The 23,582-nt window shown below is 71.6% G+C and carries 14 protein-coding genes; 9 read left to right on the top strand and 5 right to left on the bottom strand.

Translation table 11 applies throughout. The annotated features are described in order from the left end of the window. Positions 1-86: 86 nt before the first annotated feature. The 4 genes from B1H29_RS25865 to B1H29_RS25880 are packed head-to-tail and all read left to right on the top strand — an operon-like array spanning position 87 to position 2,716. A complete protein-coding gene (locus B1H29_RS25865; RefSeq protein ID WP_199832312.1) occupies positions 87-506 on the top strand; it encodes a roadblock/LC7 domain-containing protein in 420 nt (139 codons plus the stop codon). Then, positions 503-859 (top strand): DUF742 domain-containing protein, encoded by a 357-nt coding sequence (locus B1H29_RS25870; RefSeq protein WP_055416658.1) that lies wholly within the window; start codon positions 503-505, stop codon positions 857-859. Before B1H29_RS25865 ends, B1H29_RS25870 begins: the two co-directional genes overlap by 4 nt. Next, complete coding sequence (locus B1H29_RS25875) at positions 840-1,457, top strand: GTP-binding protein (RefSeq protein ID WP_055416657.1); 618 nt, start codon at positions 840-842, stop codon at positions 1,455-1,457. Before B1H29_RS25870 ends, B1H29_RS25875 begins: the two co-directional genes overlap by 20 nt. Then, positions 1,454-2,716, top strand: coding sequence for a cytochrome P450 (locus tag B1H29_RS25880; RefSeq protein WP_055416656.1), 1,263 nt, complete (start codon positions 1,454-1,456; stop codon positions 2,714-2,716). Before B1H29_RS25875 ends, B1H29_RS25880 begins: the two co-directional genes overlap by 4 nt. Positions 2,717-3,228: 512 nt before the next feature. Here the strand turns inward: B1H29_RS25880 and B1H29_RS25885 are convergent. Then, the gene (locus B1H29_RS25885; protein ID WP_055416654.1) at positions 3,229-4,455 is read right to left on the bottom strand and encodes a cytochrome P450; all 1,227 of its coding nucleotides are present in this window, start codon (positions 4,453-4,455) and stop codon (positions 3,229-3,231) included. A 257-nt stretch (positions 4,456-4,712) separates the two neighbouring features. Then, positions 4,713-6,365, bottom strand: coding sequence for a CBS domain-containing protein (locus B1H29_RS25890; RefSeq protein WP_159027851.1), 1,653 nt, complete (start codon positions 6,363-6,365; stop codon positions 4,713-4,715). Between the two features lie 190 nt (positions 6,366-6,555). Between B1H29_RS25890 and B1H29_RS25895 the strand changes: the two genes are divergently transcribed. The 3 genes from B1H29_RS25895 (at position 6,556) to B1H29_RS25910 (ending at position 17,177) form a co-directional block, all read left to right on the top strand. Continuing rightward, on the top strand, positions 6,556-7,932 hold the full coding sequence (locus B1H29_RS25895; RefSeq protein WP_055416652.1) for a serine/threonine-protein kinase: 1,377 nt from the start codon (positions 6,556-6,558) through the stop codon (positions 7,930-7,932). Positions 7,933-8,431: 499 nt separating this feature from the next. Next, positions 8,432-11,509 (top strand): DEAD/DEAH box helicase, encoded by a 3,078-nt coding sequence (locus B1H29_RS25905; RefSeq protein WP_055416651.1) that lies wholly within the window; start codon positions 8,432-8,434, stop codon positions 11,507-11,509. Positions 11,510-11,615: 106 nt separating this feature from the next. Next, positions 11,616-17,177: an Eco57I restriction-modification methylase domain-containing protein gene (locus B1H29_RS25910; RefSeq protein ID WP_055416650.1), complete on the top strand. Its 5,562-nt coding sequence runs from the start codon at positions 11,616-11,618 to the stop codon at positions 17,175-17,177. A 71-nt stretch (positions 17,178-17,248) separates the two neighbouring features. Here the strand turns inward: B1H29_RS25910 and B1H29_RS25915 are convergent, their stop codons facing one another. Both B1H29_RS25915 and B1H29_RS25920 read right to left on the bottom strand, forming a co-directional pair. Further along, a complete protein-coding gene (locus B1H29_RS25915; protein ID WP_055416649.1) occupies positions 17,249-17,464 on the bottom strand; it encodes a DUF397 domain-containing protein in 216 nt (71 codons plus the stop codon). After that, the gene (locus tag B1H29_RS25920; protein ID WP_055416648.1) at positions 17,461-18,375 is read right to left on the bottom strand and encodes a helix-turn-helix domain-containing protein; all 915 of its coding nucleotides are present in this window, start codon (positions 18,373-18,375) and stop codon (positions 17,461-17,463) included. Before B1H29_RS25920 ends, B1H29_RS25915 begins: the two co-directional genes overlap by 4 nt. Positions 18,376-18,753: 378 nt before the next feature. Between B1H29_RS25920 and B1H29_RS25925 the strand changes: the two genes are divergently transcribed. After that, positions 18,754-19,053 carry an NIPSNAP family protein gene (locus B1H29_RS25925; RefSeq protein WP_055416647.1) on the top strand — a complete coding sequence of 100 codons (300 nt, stop codon included), beginning with the start codon at positions 18,754-18,756 and terminating at the stop codon, positions 19,051-19,053. On the opposite strand, the gene B1H29_RS25930 is transcribed toward B1H29_RS25925, so the two are convergent. Then, positions 19,047-22,601 (bottom strand): eIF2A-related protein, encoded by a 3,555-nt coding sequence (locus B1H29_RS25930; RefSeq protein WP_063787476.1) that lies wholly within the window; start codon positions 22,599-22,601, stop codon positions 19,047-19,049. The two genes, B1H29_RS25925 and B1H29_RS25930, sit on opposite strands and share 7 nt — an antisense overlap. A 413-nt stretch (positions 22,602-23,014) precedes the next feature. Between B1H29_RS25930 and B1H29_RS25935 the strand changes: the two genes are divergently transcribed. Beyond that, on the top strand, positions 23,015-23,575 hold the full coding sequence (locus B1H29_RS25935) for an ATP-binding protein (RefSeq protein WP_079160466.1): 561 nt from the start codon (positions 23,015-23,017) through the stop codon (positions 23,573-23,575). Positions 23,576-23,582: the final 7 nt, after the last annotated feature.

The following is a 23,582-nucleotide window of genomic DNA, read 5'->3' on the forward strand; positions in this document are numbered from 1 at the left end:
ACGGCGCCCCGTCCCGCTCGAGCTCGTGAGATAGGAGGAACGGGCCGGTGACCGGTCAGCCGGACACCACCGTCCCATCACCCATCATGCAGACCACCGACAACAGCCTCACCTGGCTCCTGCAGGGCCTCTTGGAACAGACCCCCGGCGCACGTCACGCCCTGGTCCTGTCCCGGGACGGCCTCAAGCTCTGCTGGAGCGAGCACCTGACGCTCGACCGGGCCGACCAGCTCTCGGCGATCTGCTCCGGCATCCAGGCCCTCGCCCAAGGGGCCTCCATGGAGTTCGGCGACGGCACCGGCGGCGTCCGGCAGTCGATGACCGAGTTCCACGGCGGCCTGCTGTTCATCGTGGAGGCCGGCGAGGGGGCGCACCTCGCCGTCGTCGCCGAGGAGGACGCCGACCCCGGAGTGATCGGCCACCAGATGACGGAGCTGGTCGAGCAGCTCGGCGAGCACCTGCGGGCCGAGCCGCGGGACCAGGCCAGGGGAAGCGGCACCTCGTGATGCGCAAACCCGTCGACACGGGTGATCCGGACCGGCTCTACACCGTCACCGGTGGTCGGAGCCGTGCCGACGAGTCCTTCGACCTGGTCACCCTCATCGTCAGCGAGAGCGGGCCCGTACCGGGGATGCAGTCGGAGCACGCCCGGATCCTGGAGCTGTGCCGGCACCCCACCGCCGTCGTCGAGATCGCCGCGGAACTCATGCTGCCCGTCATGGTGGTGCGGATCCTGCTCGGCGACCTGCAGGACACGGGCCGCATCACCGCCCGCCATCCGCGCGCGGCGCGGTCCGTCGCCTCCCTGCCTGATTCCGCCCTACTCCAAGAGGTGCTCCATGGGCTCCGCAACCTCTGAGCTGCCCTCCCACCGCACACCGCTGAACGACACCGCGGAGACCGGTCTCAAGATCGTCGTCGTGGGCGGATTCGGCGTCGGCAAGACGACCCTGGTCCGCTCCGTGAGCGAGATCCGGCCACTCAACACCGAGGAGGTGATGACCCAGGCCGGCGTGGGCGTCGACGAGACCAGCGCGGTGGCGGCGAAGACCACCACGACGGTCGCCTTCGACTTCGGGCGGATCAGCCTCAACGACCGCATGGTGCTGTACTTGTTCGGAGCGCCCGGCCAGGAGCGCTTCTGGTTCCTGTGGGACAGGCTGTTCTCGGGAACACTGGGCGCCGTGGTCCTCGTGGACACCCGCCGGATGGACGACTCCTGGTACGCGATCGACAGGCTGGAGCACCACCGCACGCCCTTCGTGGTGGCCGTGAACCGGTTCGACGAGGACACCGACCGGTACTCCCTGGACGAGATACGCCAGGCACTCGCCCTGCCCGCCCACGTGCCGATGGTCGACTGCGACGCACGGGTCCGGCACTCCGGCAAGGACGTGCTGATCACCCTCGTGAACCACCTTCACGACATGGCCATCGCCGAGGAGACGACACTGTGACCGACCCAGGCGGCCCCTACGCGCACCCGGCGCCCGCGGGGTGCCCCGCGCACTCCGGCGCGGTGCGCCTGACGGGGCTCGAGTACCAGCAGACGCCGGCGCAGCTCTACCGCGCGCTGCGCCGGGACCACGGCCCCGTCGCGCCCGTGGTGCTCGACGGCGGCATCCCGGCCTGGCTGGTGCTGGGCTACTCCGAGCTCACGTACGTGACCAGCCATGACGAGCTGTTCGCGCGGGACTCGCGGCGCTGGCACCAGTGGGAGAACATCCCGCCGGACTGGCCGCTGCTGCCCTTCGTCGGGTACCAGCCGTCGGTGCTGTTCGCCGAGGGCGAGGAGCACCGGCGGCGGGCCGGGGTGATCACCGAGGCGCTGGAGGCGGTCGACCAGTTCGAGCTGGCCCACGACTGCCTGCTGATCGCCGACGACCTCATCGCCCGGTTCGCCGGCAGCGGCCGGGCGGAGCTGATGGCCGACTACGCGCACGCCCTGCCCATGCGCACCGTGGTGCAACTGTGCGGGATGCCGACCTCGGGCGAGGACACCCGCCGGCTCGTCGACGACCTGCGGATCTCCCTGGACGCGGGGGAGGGCGACGACCCGGTGGCGGCGTACGGGCGCGTGGGCGAGCGGCTGCGGCAGTTGGTGAAGGACAAGCGGGCCGACCCCGGCCCGGACATCACCTCGCGCATGCTGACGCACCCGGCCGGTCTGACGGACGAGGAGATCGTCCAGGACCTGACCTCCGTCATCGCGGCGGCGCAGCAGCCGACGGCGAACTGGATCTGCAACACGCTGCGCCTGCTGCTGACGGACGAGCGGTTCGCCGTGAACGTGTCGGGCGGCCGGCTCAGCGTGGGCGAGGCGCTCAACGAGGTGCTGTGGCTGGACACGCCGACGCAGAACTTCATCGGGCGGTGGGCGGCACGGGACGTCCAGTTGGGCGGCCGGCAGATCCGGGCCGGCGACTGCCTGGTGCTGGGGCTGGCCGCCGCCAACACCGACCCGCAGATCTGGCCGGAGGGGCACGTGGGCGCGGAGAACGCCGCGCACCTGTCGTTCAGCAACGGTGAGCACCGCTGCCCGTACCCGGCTCCGCTGCTGGCGGACGTGATGGCGCGGACGGCGGTCGAGACGCTGCTGGACCGGCTGCCCGACCTGGTGCTGGCGGTGGATCCGGAGGAACTGACCTGGCGGCCGTCGATCTGGATGCGAGGGCTGTCGGCGCTTCCGGTGCGGTTCACACCGGTGGTGCAGTAGCGCGGGTCTCCCGTCCCTGACCGCGGGCCCGCGGAAGCCCGGGTCGATAGTTGTGGGCCCGCGGGTACCCGGGCCGAGAGCCGTGGCCCGCGGGTACCCGGGCCCACGACCATGGGCCCGGGTACCGAGCCGTAGCGACCGGCGCGGACCGGCCGGCGCGGCAGGCGCGTACCGCCAGGCGCGGCAGGCGCGCACCGGCCGGCGGCAGGCGCGTACCGCTGGGCGCGGCAGGCGCGGACCGGTCGGCTCGCACCGGCCGGCGGCAGGCGCGTACCGCTGGGCGCGGTCGGCGGGGACCCGGCAGGCGCGTACCGGCTGGCGGCAGGCGCGTACCGGCAAGCGCGTACCGCTGGCGCGGCAGGCGCGGACCGGTCGGCTCGCACCGGCCGGCGGCAGGCGCGTACCGCTGGGCGCGGCAGGCGCGGACCGGCAGGCGCGCACCGGTCGGCGGCAGGCGCGTACCGCTGGGCGCGGTCGGCGCGGACCGGCAGGCGCGCACCGGCCGGTGCGAGTCAGCCGCTCACGGGGGTGAACCGCACCGGGAGGCTCTGCGGTCCGCGGGTGAACACGCCCTGCTCGGCCGGCTCGAAGCCGTCGGCGAGGCGCACGTCCGGCATGGCGTCGAGGAGCTGGCCGACGCCGATCTCCACCTCGGCCTTGGCCAGCAGCGCGCCGACGCAGAAGTGCCGGCCGAGCGCGAACGCGAGATGGTCGGCGGCGGCGGAGAAGGCGGTCGTGGTGGTGAGGTCGTCGCGGAAGACGTCGAAGCGGTCGGGATCGCGGTAGCGGCTCTCGTCGCGGTTGGCGGCGCCTATCAGACAGGTGACGGTGGCGCCCGCGGGCACGGTGCCGCCGCTGAGGGCCACCTCCGTCGCGGACTGCCGCATGATCATGTGAACGGGCGGGGTGAACCGCAGGGTCTCGGCGAGGGCGCGCGGGATCAGCGAGCGGTCCGCGCGGACGGCGGCGAGCTGGTCGGGGTGGAGCAGCAGGTTCGCGAAGATGCCGGCGATGGCCTTGTCGGTGGTCTCGCCGCCGGCGGCGAGCAGCAGGCTGCAGAACGCCTTGATGTCCTCGTCGCTCATCCGCACCCCGTCGACCTCGGCGGCGCACAGCGCGGACAGCAGGTCGTCGCCCGGATTCTCGCGGCGCTCCCGGATGATCGGCAGCATGTACTCGGCGAACTCCACCCGGGTCCGCTCGCCGGCCGCCGTCACCTCGGCGTCGCCCGAGAGGTTCCCGAGGAAGGCGATGACGGCCGTGTACCACTGGTGGAAGCGCGTGTGGTCGGCCTTGTCCAGGCCCAGCATGTCGGCGATGACGTTGACCGGGAAGCGGGTGGCGTAGTCGGTGACCAGGTCGGCGGAGCCGGTGTGACGGAAGGCGTCGATCAGCTCGCGGGAGTTGTGCTCGATGACGGGCAGGAACTTCCGCTCCAGGTCGCTGCCGCGGAAGGCGGGCGCGACGAGGGCCCGGCGCACGGCGTGTTCCCGCCCGCTGAGCTGGAGGATCGTCTTGCCGTGCACGGGTTCGAGCTGCCAGGCGTAGTTGTCGGTGGTGAACTCGCCGGCCTTGTCCTTGAAGACGCGCTCGACGTCCTCGTAGCGCGACACGATGTAACTCCGCGTCGCCTCGTGCCAGATGAGGGGCGCGGTGTCCCGCATCACCCGGTAGGCGGGATAGGGGTCGGCGGCGAACTCGGGCGAGAGGATGTCGGGCACCTGCTGGGCGGTGGACATGGGGCTCCCTGTGATCGGGAAATCGCTTACCGCACAAGGTTATTGATCAACTATCGGTTGCGACAGAGCGCCCGGAGGCCGACTGCGCCGGGAGCGGCATCGGCCGAAAACCGCCCCTCACCGGTGCTGTTCGTGCCGAAGGCCGCGACGCCCCGGAAGGCGCGGCGGTGAGGGGGGTGCGGGCGCGCGAGCCGGGAACAGGATTCGGCGTACGGCCCGGCTCGTCAGCCGCTCCCGGTTCGCGGACGCGCCCGCCGTCAGATCTGCGGATCCACCGAACGCAGCAGTTCCAGCAGCCCCTGAGCCGGGACCAGTTGATCATCGGTCACCGGGTCCGGACTGAAGTGCATCAGGTCGTTGCGGAAGTTGCGGCAGTCCTCCAGCGCCGTCAGGAAGTGCTCCTGGTCGATGCCCCAACCCAGCGCGGCCCAGTTCTCCGGCACTTTGAGCAGATGCTTGTACGCCCCGAACGTGAGGTTGGCGGCGGAATGGACCTGGGCGGCGCGTCCGCGCGGGACGGTCGCCTTGATGCGGTCGAGCGGAATACACCGGTCCACCACACGGCGCAGGCGCTGCTCGATCTCCTCGATCAGGACGAACGGACGTACGCGCGTGCCGAACTGCACCGTGAGGTCGGAGGCGGTGATCAGCCCGCAGACCTTGTGGTCGGGGTCGCGGACGACGACGTACCCGGACTGCTGGATGGCCCCGATCCAGTCGAGCAGGTCGTCCGAGCCGTTCGCCTCCTGCCCCCGCACGGTCGCGGCGTGCAGACCGGGCGCGGGATCCGCCATCCGGGCGCGCCCGATCGACTCCCAGCTCACGACGCCCCGCAGCCGTCCGTCCGCGTCGAGTACGGGAAGCTGGCTGTAGCCGCGCAGCACCATGAGCGTCGTGGCGGTGCCGAGGCTGTCCCCGACGCGTACGCACTCGGGCATCCGGTTCGCCGACTCGAGGTTGCTGACCCGGTAGGCGATGGCCTGTGTCTCGTCGTCCTCGTCGGGCAGCCCGCCGGTGAGCCCGGCCGAGGCGGCGGGGGGCGCCGACCCGAATGAGGCGTCCCGATCGCCGAGGGCCTGCGCCGCCCTCAGTCCCGTGCCGACGAGCCGGCTGACCGCGCTCGTTCCCGATTCGTCCGGCTCCGCGCCTCCCGCCAGCACCGCGATCCGGCTGTCCAGCGTGCCTTCGGTGAAGGGCGGGACGGTGACCAGGCCCCGCGCCTCCAGGTCGTTCTTGATCTGCTCGGTGGACGCCGGGTGACGCCGCTGGACACCCCATACGGCGAGGAAGTCCCGGATGGACAGGGTGAGCGGTTCCGCGTCGCCGCGCCTGCGCACCTCCTCGTACAGCTTCGCGGGCTCGGTGAGGGTCGCGGCGAACTCGTCGGCGTCGGGCCGCCCCGGGTCGGGCTTGCCCTCGGCGAGCGCGGCCACGCGGTCCGCCGCGCCGAACCTGCTGATCTCGAAGACGGTCAGCAGGGAGCCCAGGCTGTCCAGCAGGTCCGACTGGATCTCGCGCCGGTCGAGGTCCTCGACCAGCCACTCCACCCGTCGGATGTGCCGCGTGCCCTCGGCGGCCCCGGCCCGGTACTCGTAGCCGCCCGTCACCCGGCCGATGGCCACCCGCGAGGACTTCAGGGGCAGCACGACGAGATCGCCGGACTGGATCTCGTGGACGAAACGGTAGAGCTGACCGGTCCAGTTCCCGATCGTGTACGGACCTTCGTCGGGGTAGGCGGCGGCCACGGCCGCCCTGACGTCGCCGCGCGTGGCGGAGTCGGCGAGATCGCCCCTCGTGAGCCTGTCCCACCCGACGACGAGAACACCCTCGTCCAGGGCCGACCGCTCGCGCTCCCCGTTCTCTCCCGCACGCACCACCCAGGCCCGCATACCGCTCCTCCCCGTACGCACACGGCACATGATCAGGTGCCGCGACCCTATAGCAGCGCCGGCCAACGGCCAGCGCAGTCACCTCACTTCGGGTCGTCCGGGTGGTGCTTCTCAGCCGTCCGTGTGCGTTTCGCCACAGCCCGTAGACTGGCCGACGGCAGTGTGGCCGAGGTGAAGGCCGTGACGAGAGCGTGGGGGTACGGGAGCGCCGATGGAGCCGCTGGACACCGAGGCCGACCCGCGTGTGGTGGGTCCGTTCGAACTGCTCGCCCGGCTCGGTGCGGGCGGCATGGGCGTCGCCTATCTGGCGCGCAGGATCCCCCTGGAGGGCCTCCCCGACGAGATGGCCGCGGCCTACCGCCTGGTCGAGCCCGATCACGACCAGGAGGCCGATCCGGCCGGCCTCGTGGTGGTCAAGATGATCCTGCCGCGGCTGCTGGACCACCAGCCGCAGGCCCGTGAGCGGTTCGCGCGTGAGGTCGACGCCGTCCGCTCGGTCGTCAGCGACCGGGTTCCGGCGCTGCGCGGGGCGGATCCGGAGGCCGCCGAGCCGTGGTTCGCCATGGACTACGTCGCGGGTCCCTCCCTGCAGGTTCTGGTGAAGGAGTCCGGTCCGCTCGGCGTCGGACCGTACGCGGCGCTCGGGCTGGCCCTGGTGGACGCCCTGCGCGCCATCCACGGGACGAAGCTGCTGCACCGCGACCTCAAGCCCAGCAACGTCGTGCTCGGCCCGGACGGCCCGGTGGTGCTGGACTTCGGCCTGGCGGTGCTGTCCGAACGGCAGTCCAGCCAGGCGCTCACCCGGACCGGCGACCTCATGGGCACGCGCCCCTACATGCCCGTCGAGCAGCTCAGGGACACCAAGCACGTCGAGGAACCCGCCGATGTGTACGCCCTCGGAGCCACTCTCTTCTTCGCGCTGACGGGCAGGCCGCCGTATCCCGTCATGCCGCTGATGTCGCCGCCCAAGTGGGACGGCGTCGATCTGGCCTTCCTTCCGCTGCTGGCCCAGGTGCTCGTCGCCAGTCCCTCCCAGCGGCCGGATCTCGACGGTGTACAGGAGAGCCTGTTCACCTTGCTCGCCGACGCCGGTCTGACGCTTGAAGCCGCCACGGCCCAGCTCCAGGCCCGCGTCGCCGAGGCGGGGCTCACCCCGGAGCTGCCGCGGCGGGCCCTCGCCGACCACGCGGACCCCGCCGTCCGGGAGCTCGCGCAGCACGCCGTCGACAGGGGGGACGCGCCGGACGCGCCCTGGGCGGAGGACGACCCCGGCTTCTACGGCATCGTGGACACGGACGAGATCGAGTGGGCCGCGGACGCCACCGACGGCCCGGACGCACCCGGCGGTCATCCGCCGACGCTCGTCGACCCCGACCCGGCCCCGCCCGTGGCACCGGCACCGCAGGCCGGGCCCTCCGGCGTCCCGGGGCCCGCCCCCACGAGCTACCCGCTCCCGCCGCCGCGCCCCCGCGACGCCACGCAGGAGCCGGCCGCCACCGCTTCGAGTGCCTCGCAGTCCGCTCCCCGGGCCGCGCGGAACGTCGCGGCCCGCATCCGCGAGCGGTACGCGCACCGCGGGGAACTGTGAGCGCGGGCCGACCGGTGATCACGGGCCGGCCGGCCCGGGCGGGGACCGCGTAGCGACAGCGGGCCCGCCCACCCGGTCGCAACCGCCCGCCCGGCCACGACCACCCGCCCCGCCTCAGCCGCCCGTCCGGCCACGACCGCCCGCCCCGCCTCAGCCGCCCGCCCCGCCCCGCCACCCGCCCCGCCTCAGCCGCCCGCCCGGCCACGACCACCCGCCCCGCCTCAGCCGCCCGCCCGGCCAACGACCGCCCGCCTGGCCACGAACACCCGCCCCGCCTCAGCCGCCCGCCCGGCCAACGACCGCCCGCCTGGCCACGACCACCCGCCCCCGCCCCAGCCGCCCGTCCCGCCCCAGCCGCCCGCCCGGCCACGACCACCCGCCCGGCCCCAGCCGCCCGCCCGGCCCCAGCCGCCCGCCCGAACCCGCACGCGGCCGTCCGTCACCCACCACCACGGCGCTACTCTCGACCACGCCCCGTACGACCCGGAAGGACCCCTTCATGCCTGCACCCGACGGACCGCCGCCCGCCGGCACGGTGATCGAGGTACGGGACGAGGAGTGGATGGTCCGCAACAGCAGGCAGGTACGCCCCGGCGAGTTCCTGATCGAGGCCGTCGGCGCCTCCGACCTCGTACGCGGACAGGAAGCCCGGTTCCTCGCCCCCACGATGGACCGGCCCCGCGTCCTGCGCCCCGAGAACACCAGGCTCATCCCCGACGGCTCGCCCCATTTCCGCCGCAGCCGCCTCTTCCTGGAGGCCGTGCTGCGCAAGACGCCCCTGCCCCAGCGGGAGCGGCGCCTGGCGTTGACCGACGGGTTCCTCCTGGACCGCATGGACTACCAGTTGCGCCCCGCGGAGAAGGCGCTGGCGAACCCGCTGCGGCCCCGGCTGCTGATCGGCGACGTGGTCGGCCTCGGCAAGACCCTGGAGATCGGGGTGCTGCTCGGCGAACTGATCCGGCGCGGCCGGGGCGAGCGCATCCTCGTCGTCACACCCGCGCCCGTCCTCGAACAGTTCCAGCACGAGATGTGGACGCGGTTCTCCCTGCCGCTGGTCCGGCTCGACAGCGCGGGCATCGCCCGGATCGAGCGGAAGATCCCCGCGGGCCGCAACCCGTTCACGTACTACAAGCGCGTGATCATCTCCATGGACACGCTCAAGAACCCCAGGCGCTACCGGCCGTGGCTGGAGCACATCCACTGGGACGCGGTCGTCATCGACGAGTCCCACAACCTGATCAACCAGGGCAGCGACCGCCGTGCCCTCGCCGATCTCCTCGCCGAACGCACCGACGCGCTGATCCTGGCGAGCGCCACCCCGCACAACGGCGAGATGCCCGCCTTCACCGGTCTGATCCGCCTCCTCGACCCCATGGCGGTCGAGGACCCGAGCCGTCCGAGGGCGGAGGAGCTGGAACACCTCATGCTGCGCCGCACCAAGGTCAGCGCCGAGGTCGCGGAGCAGCTCAAGGACCACTGGGCGCCGCGCGGCGGCTCCCACCCCGTGCGGTGCCGGGCGAACGCCCTGGAGGAGGAGGTCTTCCAGGAGCTGGCCGAGCACTGGCTGAAGCAGCGCGAACGGCAGGCACAGGCGGAGGACCGGCTCTTCCCGTACGTCCTGCTCAAGTCCTTCCTGTCCTCGCACCGCGCCCTGTTCGCCACGGTCCGTCAGCGGCTGACCCGGACCGGACACGTGCTCCCCGAGCGGCACCGCGTCACCGACGAGCCGCCGGCCGGCGTCGCCCCGAGCACACCCGAGGCCGCCTCCCTGCTGCGCCTACTGGAGCTGGCGCGGGCGATCGAGCGCGCGGGCGCCGGGGACGGCGTGCCGGCCGCCGCCTCCAAGCTGGCGGGGCTGGTCGACGAACTGCGCCGCATCGGCGTGAGGGCGGGCAGCCCCACCCGCGCGGTCGTCTTCTCCGAGCGCCGCGAGACCCTCGACTGGCTGGGCGAGGTGCTCCCGCCCCTGCTCGGCTGGCAGGCCGAGGACGACGCGCGGGCCGCGGTCAAGGTCATGTACAGCGGCGCCGGCATCTCCGACCGGGTGCAGATGGAGTACGTCGACGAGTTCGCCCGCGCGGGCAGCGACGTGCGGCTGCTCCTCACCGGCGACGGCGCCTCCGAGGGCGTCAACCTGCACCGGCAGTGTCACCATCTCATCCACTGGGACCTGCCCTGGAGCCTGATCAGGGTCGAGCAGCGCAACGGCCGCATCGACCGGTACGGGCAGACCAGGCCGCCGCAGTTCCGCGCGATGATCCTCGAGTCGGCGGTCGAGGGCGCGCTGGACGACACGGACATCGCCGAGAAGGTCCTCGCCCGCGAGGAACGGGTGCACGCGGTCCTCGGCGCCGTGGAGGCGGCGACGAAGGACAACGACGGCGACAAGGAGGAGAAGCGTGTCATGGAGGCGCTCTTCCGGGGAGAGGCACCCCGGCCGGCCGTGGACGGGCTGCAGACCGTCTCCGCGGACTCCCTCGGCGCCCTGGACTCCCTGGACGACGGGTTCACCGCGGATCTGCCGCTCGCCCAGCGGCTGAACGCCGAGTTCGGTACGGGCACGGACCCGTACGACGACGAGTCGGACTTCGACTTCGGCTTCGACTTCGACGACACCCCGGACACCCCCGGCACCCCCGGCGCCCCGGAGCCGGGCCCCGGCGCCCCGGCCGGGAGCACCGCGGGCAACGGCCACGGCCACGCCCCGGTCCGGGTCGTCGAGGAACTGCGCCTGTTCACGGACCGCCGCGACTACGTCCTCGCCGGCCTGGAGGAGCTCGCCGACCTGGAGGCGTTCCGCCTGGACACCACCGTGCAGGGCACCGACCTCAGCTTCGACACCCCCGAGGACCTCGCCGACCGGCTCGACGTGCTGCCCGCCGGCTACCTGCGCGACCACGGCATCACGCGCCGTATGAAGCTCACCTTCAGCCGCGAGGACGCGGCCGACTCCCTGCGCCGGGCCAGGGAGGACGCGGACTCCGTGTCGCTGTGGCCGGACGCCCACTACGTCGGCGAGCTGCACCCCGTCCTGGAGTGGATCACCGACAAGGTCCTCGTCCAACTGGGCCGTCAGCAGGCCCTCGTCGTCCAGGTGGACCGCGCCCGCGTACCGGAGCCGGTCTTCCTCACCCAGGGCGTCTGGTCCAACCGGGACGGCCGCCCGACGGTCGTGGCCTGGCTGGCCGTCGACCGGCTGGGCCGGGCCGGAGCGGAGCCCCGGGTCCGGGAACTGACCCGGCCCCTGCTCGCCGAACTCGGCCTGGGCCCCGCCATGCCGGACCACTTCGCCGAGGGTGACCCGGCCGCGCTCCAGCAGTACGTCGGGGCCGCCGTCGCCGCCACCCGCCGCGAGATGGACCGGCGACGGCAGGAGGCGGAGGAGCACATCGACCGTCCGCTGCGCGAGTACGAGACGAGGGTCGGCCACTGGCGGGAGCAGAAGCTGCCCGGCTTCACCGGCGGACACACCGCCCGGGAGCGGGCCGCCGAGAACCTGGAGAAGGCCGCGGCCCGGCTGCGCACGGCCGGCGACCCGATGGTGCGGGTCCTCGCCGTCCTGGAGCCGAGCGCATGACCGCCCGCCCTTCGAATCCCGTGCACGCACAGCATCCGATGCGTGCGGTGCACCCCGCGAATCCCGTGCATCCCGTCCCTGAAGCGAGCCGGCAGGAGCAGCAAGCGTGAAGTTCGACGCTCTGGTCAACGAGGGTGAGTACTTCCCGTCCTTCTACCTGGACGAGATCCTGCCCAAGCAACTGAAGACCGGCCGCCTGAAGGAGTGGGCGGCCGAGGAGCGCCACGGCCGCCCCACGCCCCGGCAGGGGCTGCGGGACCTCACCGCGCCCTACCTGGACGTCCGGCTCGGTGTGGGCGGCGAGGCGGAGAAGTACAACGTCCTGCCCGACCCGGAGGCCGTCACCGCCCAGCGGACGGCGACCGAGGCGCTGAAGACCCACACCGGCACGGACGAGCCGCCCGCCTTCCGGCCGCAGCCCGCCCCGCGCGCGTACGGCGACAGCCCGGAGGAGGAGTGGCGCGCGGGCCTGCACGCCTGGCACGTCCGCGTCCTCGAGGCCCTCGGCTTCACCCCCCGCCCCGGCCACCTCACCGTCCACGGCGCCGCCGGTCCCGTAGCGGTGCCCGTGGCCCACAGCGAGCCCGGTGTCGCCGTCCTGGCCGGCGGCTTCGCCGACGACATCGCGGACACGCGCGGCGACGGCTCCGCCAACCGCCTGCCGGTGCCCGTCCGCGTGGCTTCCGGCAAGACCCTCACCACGGTCACCGACCTCGCCGCCTGGCTGCTCGCCGCCGACAACGCCCCCCGCTACGCGCTCCTCCTCTTCGGCGGCGTCATGGTCCTCGCCGACCGCGAGAACTACGCGCGCGGACGCCATCTCGCGGTCAGCCTGGAGGTCGCCCTGCCCCGCAAGGGTCTCAAGGGCGCGAGCGCCGGCGAACTGGACGTGATCGCCGCCCTGTTCGGCGCACCGTCCCTGCGTCCGGCCGAGGACGGCGGGGACGACGACGTCTCCCGCCTGGTGGCCGAGTCCCGCGACCACTCCGTGGGCGTCACCAACGACCTGCGCGAGGGGCTGAAGGCGTCGGTCCAGCTCATCGCCAACGAGGTCCTGGAACTCGCGGCGATGCGGGGCGTCACCCACGACGACCTCCCCGAGTGGCTGCCCGGCCCACTCGCCGAGCGCGGCGCGCTCCCGCACCTCCTCACCAAGGAGTCCCTGCGCTACCTGTACCGCATCCTCTTCCTCCTCTACGCCGAGGCCCGCCCCGAGCTGGACATCCTCCCGATGAGGAGCGAGGAGTACGTCCAGGGTTACAGCGTCGCCCGCCTGCGCGAACTCGCCGTCCAGGAGAAGCTGTCCAGCACCTCCCGCGACCGCCACCACTTCCACGACTCCCTCGCCCTGCTCTTCGAGAAGGTCTTCACCGGCCACCCGGTGGCGGACACGATCACCTCCCGGGAGGCGGTTGTACCGGGCGCGGGCGAGGCAGTACACGACGACGCGGCGGCGGGGCTGTCCGAGGACGACGGCTACGAGGGCGTACGCATCGAGGCCCTCAAGTCCCGCCTCTTCGACCCGGCCTCCATAAAGCTCGTCGACCAGGTGATCACCCACCCCGACGACGTCGACCCCGACGGCATGGCCCGCGACGGCGCCCGCCGCCTCGACCTGCGCCTGCGCAACAAGGTCCTGCACCAGGTGCTGCGCAACCTGACCGTCGTCGAGGGCAAGGGGCGCGGCGGACGCGGCGGCTTCATCTCGTACGCCAACCTCAGCATCAACCACCTCGGCGCGGTGTACGAGGGCCTGATGTCGTACACCGGTTTCATCGCCGACGAGCCGCTGTACGAGGTCGCCAAGGGCGGTGACCCGAGCGGCGGTTCCTGGCTGATCCGGGCGAGCCAGGTCCGCTCCGGCCGCTATCCGGACGGCCCCGACGACAGCGTCTTCGTCGCCACGGAGCTGAACCCCCAGACCAACGAGCGTGTACCGGTCCCGCGCAAGGTCGGCACCTACGTGTACCGCCTCGCCGGCCGCGACCGCCAGACCAGCGCCTCCTACTACACGCCGGAGTCCCTCACCCAGGCCACGGTCGAGCAGACCCTGCGCTTCCGCCTCGACGAGAAGGGCGACGTCGACCCCAAGGAGCCGGAGAAGGCCTGGGTCGACGCGGCCGACGTACTGCGCTGGCGGGTGTGCGAACCGGCCCTCGGCTCCGGCGCGTTCCTCAACGAGGCCGTCAACCAGCTCGCCGAGCTGTACCTGCGGCTCGCCCAGCGTGAGCGCGGCGTCGACATCGACCCCGAGGACTACCAGCGCGAACTGCAGAAGGTGAAGGCGTACATCGCCCTGCACAACGCGTACGGCGTCGACCTGAACGAGACGGCCGTGGAGCTGGCGGAGATCTCCCTGTGGCTGAACACCATGTACCGGGGCATGAAGGCACCCTGGTACGGCCTCCACCTCCACCGGGGCAACTCCCTCGTCGGCGCCGCGCGCAAGGTCTATCCCGGCAACAGCCTCAGCAAGGGCGGCTGGCTGACGGCGAAGGCCCCGCAGCGGCCCCGGCACGTTCCGCTGGGCGAGCGGCTCAAGGGGCGCGAGGTGCACCAGTTCCTGCTGCCCGCGATGGGCTGGGGCTCCATCGGCGAGAAGGTCGGCCTGCGCACCCTGAAGAAGGGCACGGCGGAGGAGACGGTGAAGGCCGTGGTCGACGGCGACGTCGTCGACTGGCTGGAGCCCGGGCTGGTCGAGGCGCTGCGCAAGTGGCGCTCGGCGATGCGGCGCAACCCCAAGGGGGAGCCGAAGCGGGCGGCGGCGCCGAAGAAGAAGGCGGCGCCGACGGCGGAGCAACTGGCGGCGGAGACGGACGACGCCGGGCTGGGGCAGGGGGCCTTCGACCTCGGGCTGGAGATCTGGGAGCAGCCTTCGCTGGGCGGGGCGGCGGCGGCCTCCGTTTCGGCTTCGGCTTCGGCTTCGGTGGACGACGACGGGGAGCCCGGGGCGGCGACCGAGACCGGACGGCTGATCAGGCTCGCCCGGCGCGTCGAGTACCTGTGGGACCTGGTCGTCATGCGGCTGACGCTGTCCGAGCGGGAGATCTCGCGGCACGTGGACGTGTGGGGTGCGGCCATCCCGCAGGACGGGCGGGACGCTGAGGGTGCGGCGCCGATGGACCGGGACGCGGTTCTGGAAGCGCTGCACCGCAAGGGCACGCCCTACTGGCGGCTCAAGCAGCTCATGGACGCGTGGTGCGCGCTGTGGTTCTGGCCGCTGGAGGAGATCGGGCGGCTGGACGGCTCGGACGAGTTCGAGTACCGGGTGGAGGGTGAGGACCGTACGACCCTGCGCAAGGGTGACTCCCGGCGCCGGGTCGCGCTGAAGTCCCTCAAGGACTGGATCGAGTTCGCCGAGGCCGTCGTCGGGCGCGTGGACGTGGACACGGGGGAGGAGGGGCGGCAGATCTCGCTGCTGTCCTTCGAGGGCGTCCGGAGCCTTGAAGAGCTCGACGACAAGGAACGCGAACTCGACGAGAAGATGACCGAGGCCACGGCGTGGGCCAAGCCGGCGGACCTCGGATGGACGTTCCCCTGGTACGAGACGGTCGAGCGGATCGCCAAGGAGCGGGGCTTCTTCCACTGGGAGCTGGACTTCGCGCATGTGTTCGCGGAGGGCGGCTTCGACCTGATGGTGGGGAATCCGCCGTGGGTCAAGCAGGAGTGGAAGGAGAGCGGCGTCCTCGCCGAGTTCGAGCCGTGGTTCGAGCTGGCGGACAAGCCGAGCAACGAGGCTTGGGACGGGCGCAAGGCCGAGGTCATGGCGTGGCCCAAGGTCGAGCCGACGTACCTTGGGGAGCTGGCGGACCATGCGGCGGTGTCCGAGTTCCTGGCGTCGGTGGACACGTATCCCGAGCTGGTAGGCACGCAGCCGGATCTGTACCGGGCGTTCATGCTGCTGAGTTGGAGGGCCGTCGGCGAACGAGGTACTGCCGGGCTGATTCACCCGTCCACGCATCTGACGGGGGCGAAAGAAGGCGCTCTACGCAAGGCGGCGTACAGGCACCTGAGGCTGCATGCGGACTTCGTGAATGAGTTGCTGCTCTTCGCCAAGCCGGTGAACAACAGCACCCACTTCAGCGTCAATGTCTACGGCAAGGACCAGGACGTCAGCTTCCAGCACATGAGCTGGCTCCTGCATCCCAGCGTGCTCGTCAAGTCCGTACGACATGACGGTGAGGGCCCGGTCCCAGGAGTGAAGGACGAGGGCAAGTGGGACCTGCGTCCGCACCGCGACAGGATTGTCACCGTCAACGAACAGCGACTTCGGGAGTGGCGTGCCCTGGCTGGTGAGGAGAGCCCACCGCCTGTGGAGCAGGCCAAGCTCCTGTACCCGGTGACGCGGGCGGAAGAGTCTGCGGTGCGGGCGCTTGCGAAGTGGCCGCATCGGCTCGCCTCTTTCGGGCCGCGTATTAGTCCTGGGTTTCATGAGAAGAGCGACCGCACGGCTGGCTACTTCACATGGACTCCGGGGCCTACCGGCAGATGGCAGGACGTGATCCTTCAGGGTCCACTGATTCACATCGCCACGCCGTACCACAAGCAGCCCCCTGAGGGCGGCTCGAAGAGCATGCGTGACTATGACGCTTGGGATCACCGGAACCTGCCGGTCGACGCGGTGCCGCGTACGAACTACCGTCCCGCAGGTGCTCGTCCACGATTCGTAACCGCCCAGGACCGTTGGGTGGATCATGACCGGCTAACTCAGCTCTGCGCTGATCCGGCTGCGGTCGCGGCGGCAGAGGCGGACGTCAGGACGGCAGAGCCCGACTTGAAGGGAGACGCTCGCGACAAGGCTGTTCACGCACTGCTGCAAACGGCCAGTACGCGGCCGTACTCGGAGTTCTATCGGGTGGCATGGCGGGAGATGATCGCCACGAACACCGAGCGGAGCTTGTTCGCTGCCCTGATTCCGCCCGGTGCCAACCATATCCACGCCGTGCGCAGTGCCGCGCTTCCATCACTGCGCCTCACCGCTCTGACAGCAGGGTTCTTTGCGTCAATCGCTCTTGACTACCTCCTCCGAAGCTCGGGTCGAGGCCACCTCGCTACTTCAGATGCCAGGGTCATGCCTGCGCCGACCCCAGATCACCCCTTGGGACAGGCCCTTCTCCTCCGCACCCTCCGCCTCAACTGTCAGACCAGCGTCTACGCCCCACTCTGGGAGGAGCTATATGACTCGGTCTGGCAGCAGGACACTTGGGCTGCCTCGACATACTGGCCCGAAGGCACACCCCCGTTCGCCGAGGGCGTCACCGCCACCTGGACCCGCGACACCCCCCTCCGCACGGAGTTCGCCCGCCGGGCCGCCCTCGTCGAGATCGACGCTCTCGTCGCCGTCTGGCTCGGCATCAGCGCCGACGAGCTGGTGGCCATGTACGACGCCCGCTTCCCCGTACTCCAGCAGTACGAGGAGAACATGTGGTTCGACGCCACGGGCCGTCGTATCGCCAAGGCACACCAGCAGTACGGGTACGGCCAGCCCAAGGAGGCATGGAAGCAGTTGAGCAAGCCGGAGGCATTCCCGGAGGAGTACGCGGTCCCGGACGGCTACACCGGCCCCCTCTACCGAGCCAACCGCAAGGCCGAGATGCGCGCCGCCCACGCCGAGTTCACGCGTCGCCTGCGTGAGGCCGGCTGGGAACCGGGTGACACGGGTATCTGATCAGGCTCCGACACGCACGAGAGCCCTGCCGTCCGAAAAGTACCGGCAGGGCTCTCGCGACCGTACGAGCGTCAGACGCGCCGTTCCGTCGTGGCCAACCCGACGAATCCCGCCCACGCGTCACGCGACACCGCGACGACGGGGCCAGCGGCGGCCTTGGAGTCCCGGACGTGCACAACTGCGGTATCGGCCGCGACCTCTACACAATCGCCGCCCTCGGCTCCGCTGTAGCTGCTCTTGAACCAGGCGAAGCCGGACGCGGCGGTCGAGGACTCAGCGTTGTTCATAGCGATCCCAACAACCCTTCGATGAACTCCAGTGACTCTCGTGAAGTGAGAGCCTGTGATCGGATGATCCCATAACGGGCGGCGGCGAGAGTCGTCTGTTCCGGGTCAGTCTGGAGGGCGCTGGTTCCTTGGGCCTCGGCGTAGACGAACCTCATCCCGTCTTTGCGCGTGACGATCGTGTAAGGCCCGTCCACGCCTGCGCTCTCCTCGCAAGAGAGTGGCATGACCTGGATCACGACGTTCGGAGTCTGGCCCATCAGCAGCAGGTGTTCCAACTGCCCGCGCAGAACCCCCTCCCCACCGTACGGCCGCCGCAGCACCGACTCATCCATCACGAAACTCAGCAATGGCGCGGGCCAGCGGTCGAAGATTTCCTGCCGGGCCAGGCGCGCCGCCACCCGTTGCTCAATGGTCTCCGCGTCCAGGACGGGGCGCCGCATCCCCAGCAGCGCTCTCATGTACTCCTCCGTCTGAAGCAAACCCTTGACCACGAGGGTGTCGTACGAGAGCAGCTCAACGGCCTCCTTCTCCAGCGTCGCCATCCCCTGAAAGAACACCGGATACTGAGCCCGCTCCACCTCCTCCTTCCACAGGCACAGCAACCCGCCCGCCCCCAGCACCTCGTCCGCCTGGTCGATGGTCCTGGGCGACGGGATCCTCCGCCCCTGCTCGAACGACGCGACCGTCGACGCCGAGTACCCGATCCGGCTCCCGAACTCCCCCCGGTCCAGCCCCTCCCGCAGCCGCAGCGTCTTCATGGTCTGCCCGAACGCGGCCACCACGCCCTTCCCGGCCCCGTCCTCGGGGCGCCGCCCGTCACCGCTGCCGTCGTCGCCGCTCTCCCAGCCGTCCCCGACACTCACGACCGCCGCCCCGCCGTCTCCGCCGCCCGAACCCGTACGCTCCGTCATCGAACACCGCCTCCCTGGCCCAACGCCCCCGCTGGGAACGCCGTCACGCCCCGCGCTTCGTACTCGTGGAGGCACCGCGCGTACAACCGGCCACGTCGGTGCGTCACATACCGGTCACGCTACGCGGTCGATGGTGTGGTGGTGGCCGTGATGAGCAAGTCCACCGACACCACCCGCCCCCGACACGTCGCTCCTGACCGACACGAGATCAGCGCAATGAGCCAACCAGTTCTCGGTGCTCAGCCGTTGGAGGCGATCGCTGAACGCCAGCCGCATGACATACCGTTGGGATGGTCGCTCGAAGCGGCCGTCCGGCACGGCGGGGTGGTTCTCGGCCGGTCTGCCGGTCGTCTCGACCCGACGGCGGGAGCGTGTTCGATGCCCAGGACCACGCAGTTGCGTACGTACACCGTCAAGGACGGTCTGCTCGACGAGTGGGTGGAGCGGTGGCGCGACGACATCGTGCCGTTGAGACTGGATCTGGGATTCGAGATCGGCGGGGCCTGGGTCGACCGGGAGCGCAACCAGTTCGTCTGGCTGATCTCCTACGAGGGCCCCGAGACCTTCGCGGAGCGCAACGCGATGTACTGGGCGTCGCCCGAGCGCGAGGCGATGGGCCTCGACCCGGACGACTACCTCGTGCACACGGAGGACCGTACGGTCGAGCAGCGCTACTGACCGCCTGCCGGGTCCGGAGGCAGCAGGTACTGCCGCCGCTCCTCCGAGTCCAGGCTGCGGAAGACCCGCCCACGCGCACGTGCTTCCAACCGGTCGTAGTCCGGTTCCGCCGGCCACACACGTGCGGTCCCGTCGGCGGACGCGGTGAGCAGCAGCGTGCCGTCCCGGGACCAAGCCACCGACGCCACCTTGGCCCGGTGCACCCCGACGACGGCTACTTCCTCCAGCGTGGCCGCCGACCAGAGCCGTATCGTCCGGTCGTCCGACCCGGTCGCGATATGGCGGCCGTCCGGTGACCAGGCCACGGCGCGCACCCGCCCCTCGTGTCCCTTCAGCACGTCGACACGGCGTCCCGTCGCCACGTCCCACACAGCGGCCGTCCAGTCGCCGGACACCGTGGCCACCCGGGTCTCGTCGGGTGACCAGGCCACGTCCTCCACGTAGTTGCCGTGGCCCCGGAGCACGGTCAACTGGGTGCCGTCGGAGGTGTCCCACAGACGGCAGGTGCGGTCGTCGGAGGAGCTGGCCAGATGTCCGCCGCTCGGAGACCAGGCCACACGCCCCACCCAGTCCTGGTGTCCGGTCAGCTTCCGCAGTTCCGCGCCGTCCACGGCGGACAGGATGCGTACTGTGCCGTCGTGCCCGCCGGTCGCGATCCGCCGTGCGTCCGGAGACCACGAGCAGCCCTCGACGGGCTCACCGTGCAGGTCGAAGACCGTGCCGCCCGCGCCGTCCAGGACGCGGAACAGGCCGTCCGCCGTGCTGAGGGCGAGGCGATCACCGTGCGGTGCCCAGGCCACGCTCCACACCCGCTCGCCCAGCGTCGTCACCGGCCCGGCGGGCATCCCGTCCCGCGCACTCCACACGCGTACGGTCCCGTCGTCCGAGGCGGTGGCGAGACGGGCGCCGTCGGCGGACCACGCGGCCTGGTTCACGGATCCGTCGTGCCCCTGCACCAGGACGGACTCCGCGCCCTGCGGCTGAAGATCCCACACCCGGCCGGTCCCGTCCGTCGACGCGGTGGCTAGCTGTGTGCCCGACGGCGACCACACGACGGTCCACACCGTGTCGGTGTGCCCGTGCAGCACCGCGACGACCTTCGCGTCCCCGGTACGGACGATGCGGACGGTGCGGTCGGAGGACGGGGTGGCGAGGAGGCGGCCGTCCGGTGAGAAGGCCGGGTTCCACACGTAGTCGGAGTGGCCGCGCAGTAGCAGCCGCAGTGCCCCCGTGCGGGCGTCCCAGACGCGGGCGGTGTGGTCACCCGATCCGGTGGCCAGGCACTCGCCGTCCGGTGACCATGCGATGCCCTCCACGAACTCCGTGTGGCCGGTCAGGGTGGCCGTGGCCGCTCCCGTGGCCGTGTCCCAGACGATCACCGTCCGGTCGTGCGACGCGGTGGCCAGCCGCGCGTTGTCCGGCGCCCAGGCCACACCCCAGACGTCGCCCGTGTGACCGCGCAGCTCCTGCACGAGGCGCCCGGTGGCGGCCTCCCACACACGTACGACCTGGTCCTTGAACGTGGCGGCGACGCGTGATCCGTCCGGTGACCACGCCACCTGTCGGCCGATGTCCTCGGCGCCGGTGAGCTGCCGGACCGGTTCGCCGGACGCGACGTCCCAGACGCGTACGACCTGGTCCCGACCTGCGGTGGCCAGCCGGGTCGCGTCGGGGGAGAAGGCCACCGACTCGACCATGACCCCGTCGCACGGCAGCACGGACATCTGACGTCCCGACTCCGCGTCGTACAAGCGGGCGGTTCCGTCCCTGGAGGCGGTGGCCAGCAGCCGGCCATCGGCCGACCAGGCGATGTCGCGGACCGTGTCCGCATGCCCGTCCAGCCGCACCCGGGCGTGCCCAGCGGCCAGCGCGGTCACCAGTCCGCGCCGCGCCGCCGGTGTCGGAGCGCACTCACCGAGCGCGGCCAGGGAGAGGAGCAGCGCGCGCTCGGGTTCCGTCTCCGCCATGGAGAGCACCTGATGGCCGATGCCGTCCGAGACACGACTGAGGAAGGCCAGGTCCTGGCGTTGAGAGGCGCCGACGAGCGCGCGGCCGGGTGCCGACGGCTGCCCGACCTCCTCCAGCGCCGCCAGCCACCTCTGCGCCACGGCGAGCCGTTCCCCGGTGAGGAGGTAGTCCGCGCTGTGTCCGGACCGCTCCCAGTCCGCGGCCCAGCGCTCCAGTTCGGCCCGCTCCCGCAGCCGTTCCGCCCTCGCTTCCACCTCCTGGCGCAGAGGCGCCCACTGGCGGAACAGCGCCTCGTGCGTCACCTCGGCGTACGCGTCTCCCGCCGTGCCCTCCACGGTGCTGGAGCGAATGAGTCGCGCGTCGATGAACGCGTCCACCACGTACCGTTCCCGGGCGGTCAGTTCCGACAGCCGCACGGGGCGGCGGGCGAGATCCCGCTCTTCCAGCGTGACGAACCGCAGCAGCACCCGCAGTGCGAAGTCGATGCCGTCCGGGGTGCCGAGGGCCGCCACCGTACTGTCGGCCTGCCGCGCGAGTGCCCCTGCCACTCCTCCGAGCTGCCGGTATGCCTCCTCGGTCACCGTGCCGCCCGGACCGCAGGCGAAGTACAACTCCTGGAGGAGGTAGCCGAGCAGGGGCAGTGCGTCGTCCGTGCCGGTGTCGTCCACGATGGTTTCGACGAGACCGGGAGCGAACGACATGCCCACCAGGGCCGCCGGACGTTGGACCACCTGGGCGAGCTGCGCCTTGCTCAGCCTGCCGAGAGCAATGGGGTGTTGGAGGAGCTGCGCCTGACCGGTGCCGAGCAGCCGCCCCAGCAGATCCACCCGGCAGGTGGCCAGAACGCGGACGGAGGGTTCCTGCCGCAGGCACGCGTGCAGAGTCTCGATGAACTGTTCCTGTTCCCGCTCACTCGCGAGGGTGACAAGTTCCTCGAACTGGTCGATGACCAGCAGCACCCGCTGGAACTGGCCGCCACGCAGCCGGGACAGCTCGCCCCTGAGAATTTCCGGCCCGTACCGTAACCGCCGCAGCACCGCATCGGCCGATTCCCGCCCGCCCCCGGCCACGGCCAGGGAAGCGGCCAGGGCGTGCAGCGGATTCGCCCCCGGCGAGAACACCGGCACGATCGTCCACCGGCGCCTGCGCAGCCGGGGCAGCACCCCGGCCCGTACGAGCGAGGACTTGCCGCTGCCGGACGGCCCGGTCAGCAGCAGGAACCGGTCGGCAGGACCGGGCGCCGGAGCATGCAGCCTGCGCGTCAGCTCGGCGGCCTGCGTCTCCCGGCCGAAATAGACGGCGGCCTCTTCCTCGCTGTACGCGTCCAGCCCCGGGTATGGAATCCGGTCGCTGGGCCACTCCGTCTGCTCGGGCGCCGGATTCTCCAGCCGGTACACGACAACCTGCCCGATCACCATCGCGAGGATCAGGAGCCCGATGGCCGGAACGGAGCCACGTCGGATGATCTCCAGCGCCCAGGGCACGTCATCCGCGTTGGTGGCGTAGTTGGTGGCGATCCCGAGCAGGCAGGCGACCAGCGCCAGCAGGATCTGGAGCATCACTTGCAGGCGATGTCTCATACGGCACCCGCATTCCGCAGATCGGATCGGCACCCGCACAACACTTGCGACGTCCCCGTCCCGTTGCCCCATTCACCGTCACGGATTCCTCGCACACCCCACCCGCACCGAACGCACAGGGCACGAAGGCCGTCGGCGCCCATGATCCAAGGACGACCGGGCGGGAAACAAGAAGGCCCGAGGAAACCAGCCACGTGCCGCACATCCCCGGTTGCCGGGCCCTTGTCCGTGACAGCATCGCCGACTATCACCCTTGCAAGGCGAGCGATGTGGTGCCGCGCCGGGCAGGTTGTCCGCCCTGCCCCGCCGTCACGCCACGCGCCTCGTACCCGGAGAGGCGCCGCGCGTACAGCGGCCCGCGTCGGTGCGTCACCACTGGTCACGCTAAGCAACCGACGTGAACCTTGGTGGGTATGACGAGCAAGCCCACCGGCGCCACCGGCACCCCCGACCCCACTCAACTCATCGCCCTCAGACACCACCTGACCGACAACCCGGGCGCATCGGCGGCGGCGACGGCGCAGCGCACCTTCGAGATGCGCTTCACCTCCACGCCGCGCGGCGCCCGCCTCGCCCGCCGCCTGGCAGCCGTCCGCCTGGACTCCTGGGGGATCCCGTACGGCACCGACGCCCACGACGCGATCGTGCTGATCGTCGCCGAGCTGACCGCGAACGCCGTCGTGCACGGCCACGTCCCCGGCCGGGACTTCCACCTCCGCCTCCACCTGCACGCCGACGCCCGCTCCACGACCGCCCGTGCGGAAGTCACGGACACCCGGGGCGAGCGCGTCCCACCCCGGCCGGGAGCCATCGCCCCCGCCCCGGAAGTGGCCGAGTCGGGCCGGGGCCTCCTCCTGGTCGCCGGCCTCGCCACCCGCTGGGACTGGCACCCCCGCCCCGACGGGCCGGGCAAGACGGTCTGGGCGGAGTACGAGGTCCAGGCCGAGCCTCATGCACATCTGCCGCATGCGTGACATGAGT

The sequence above is a fragment of the Streptomyces pactum genome (assembly GCF_002005225.1).
GTDB classification, from domain to species: Bacteria; Actinomycetota; Actinomycetes; order Streptomycetales; family Streptomycetaceae; genus Streptomyces; species Streptomyces pactum_A.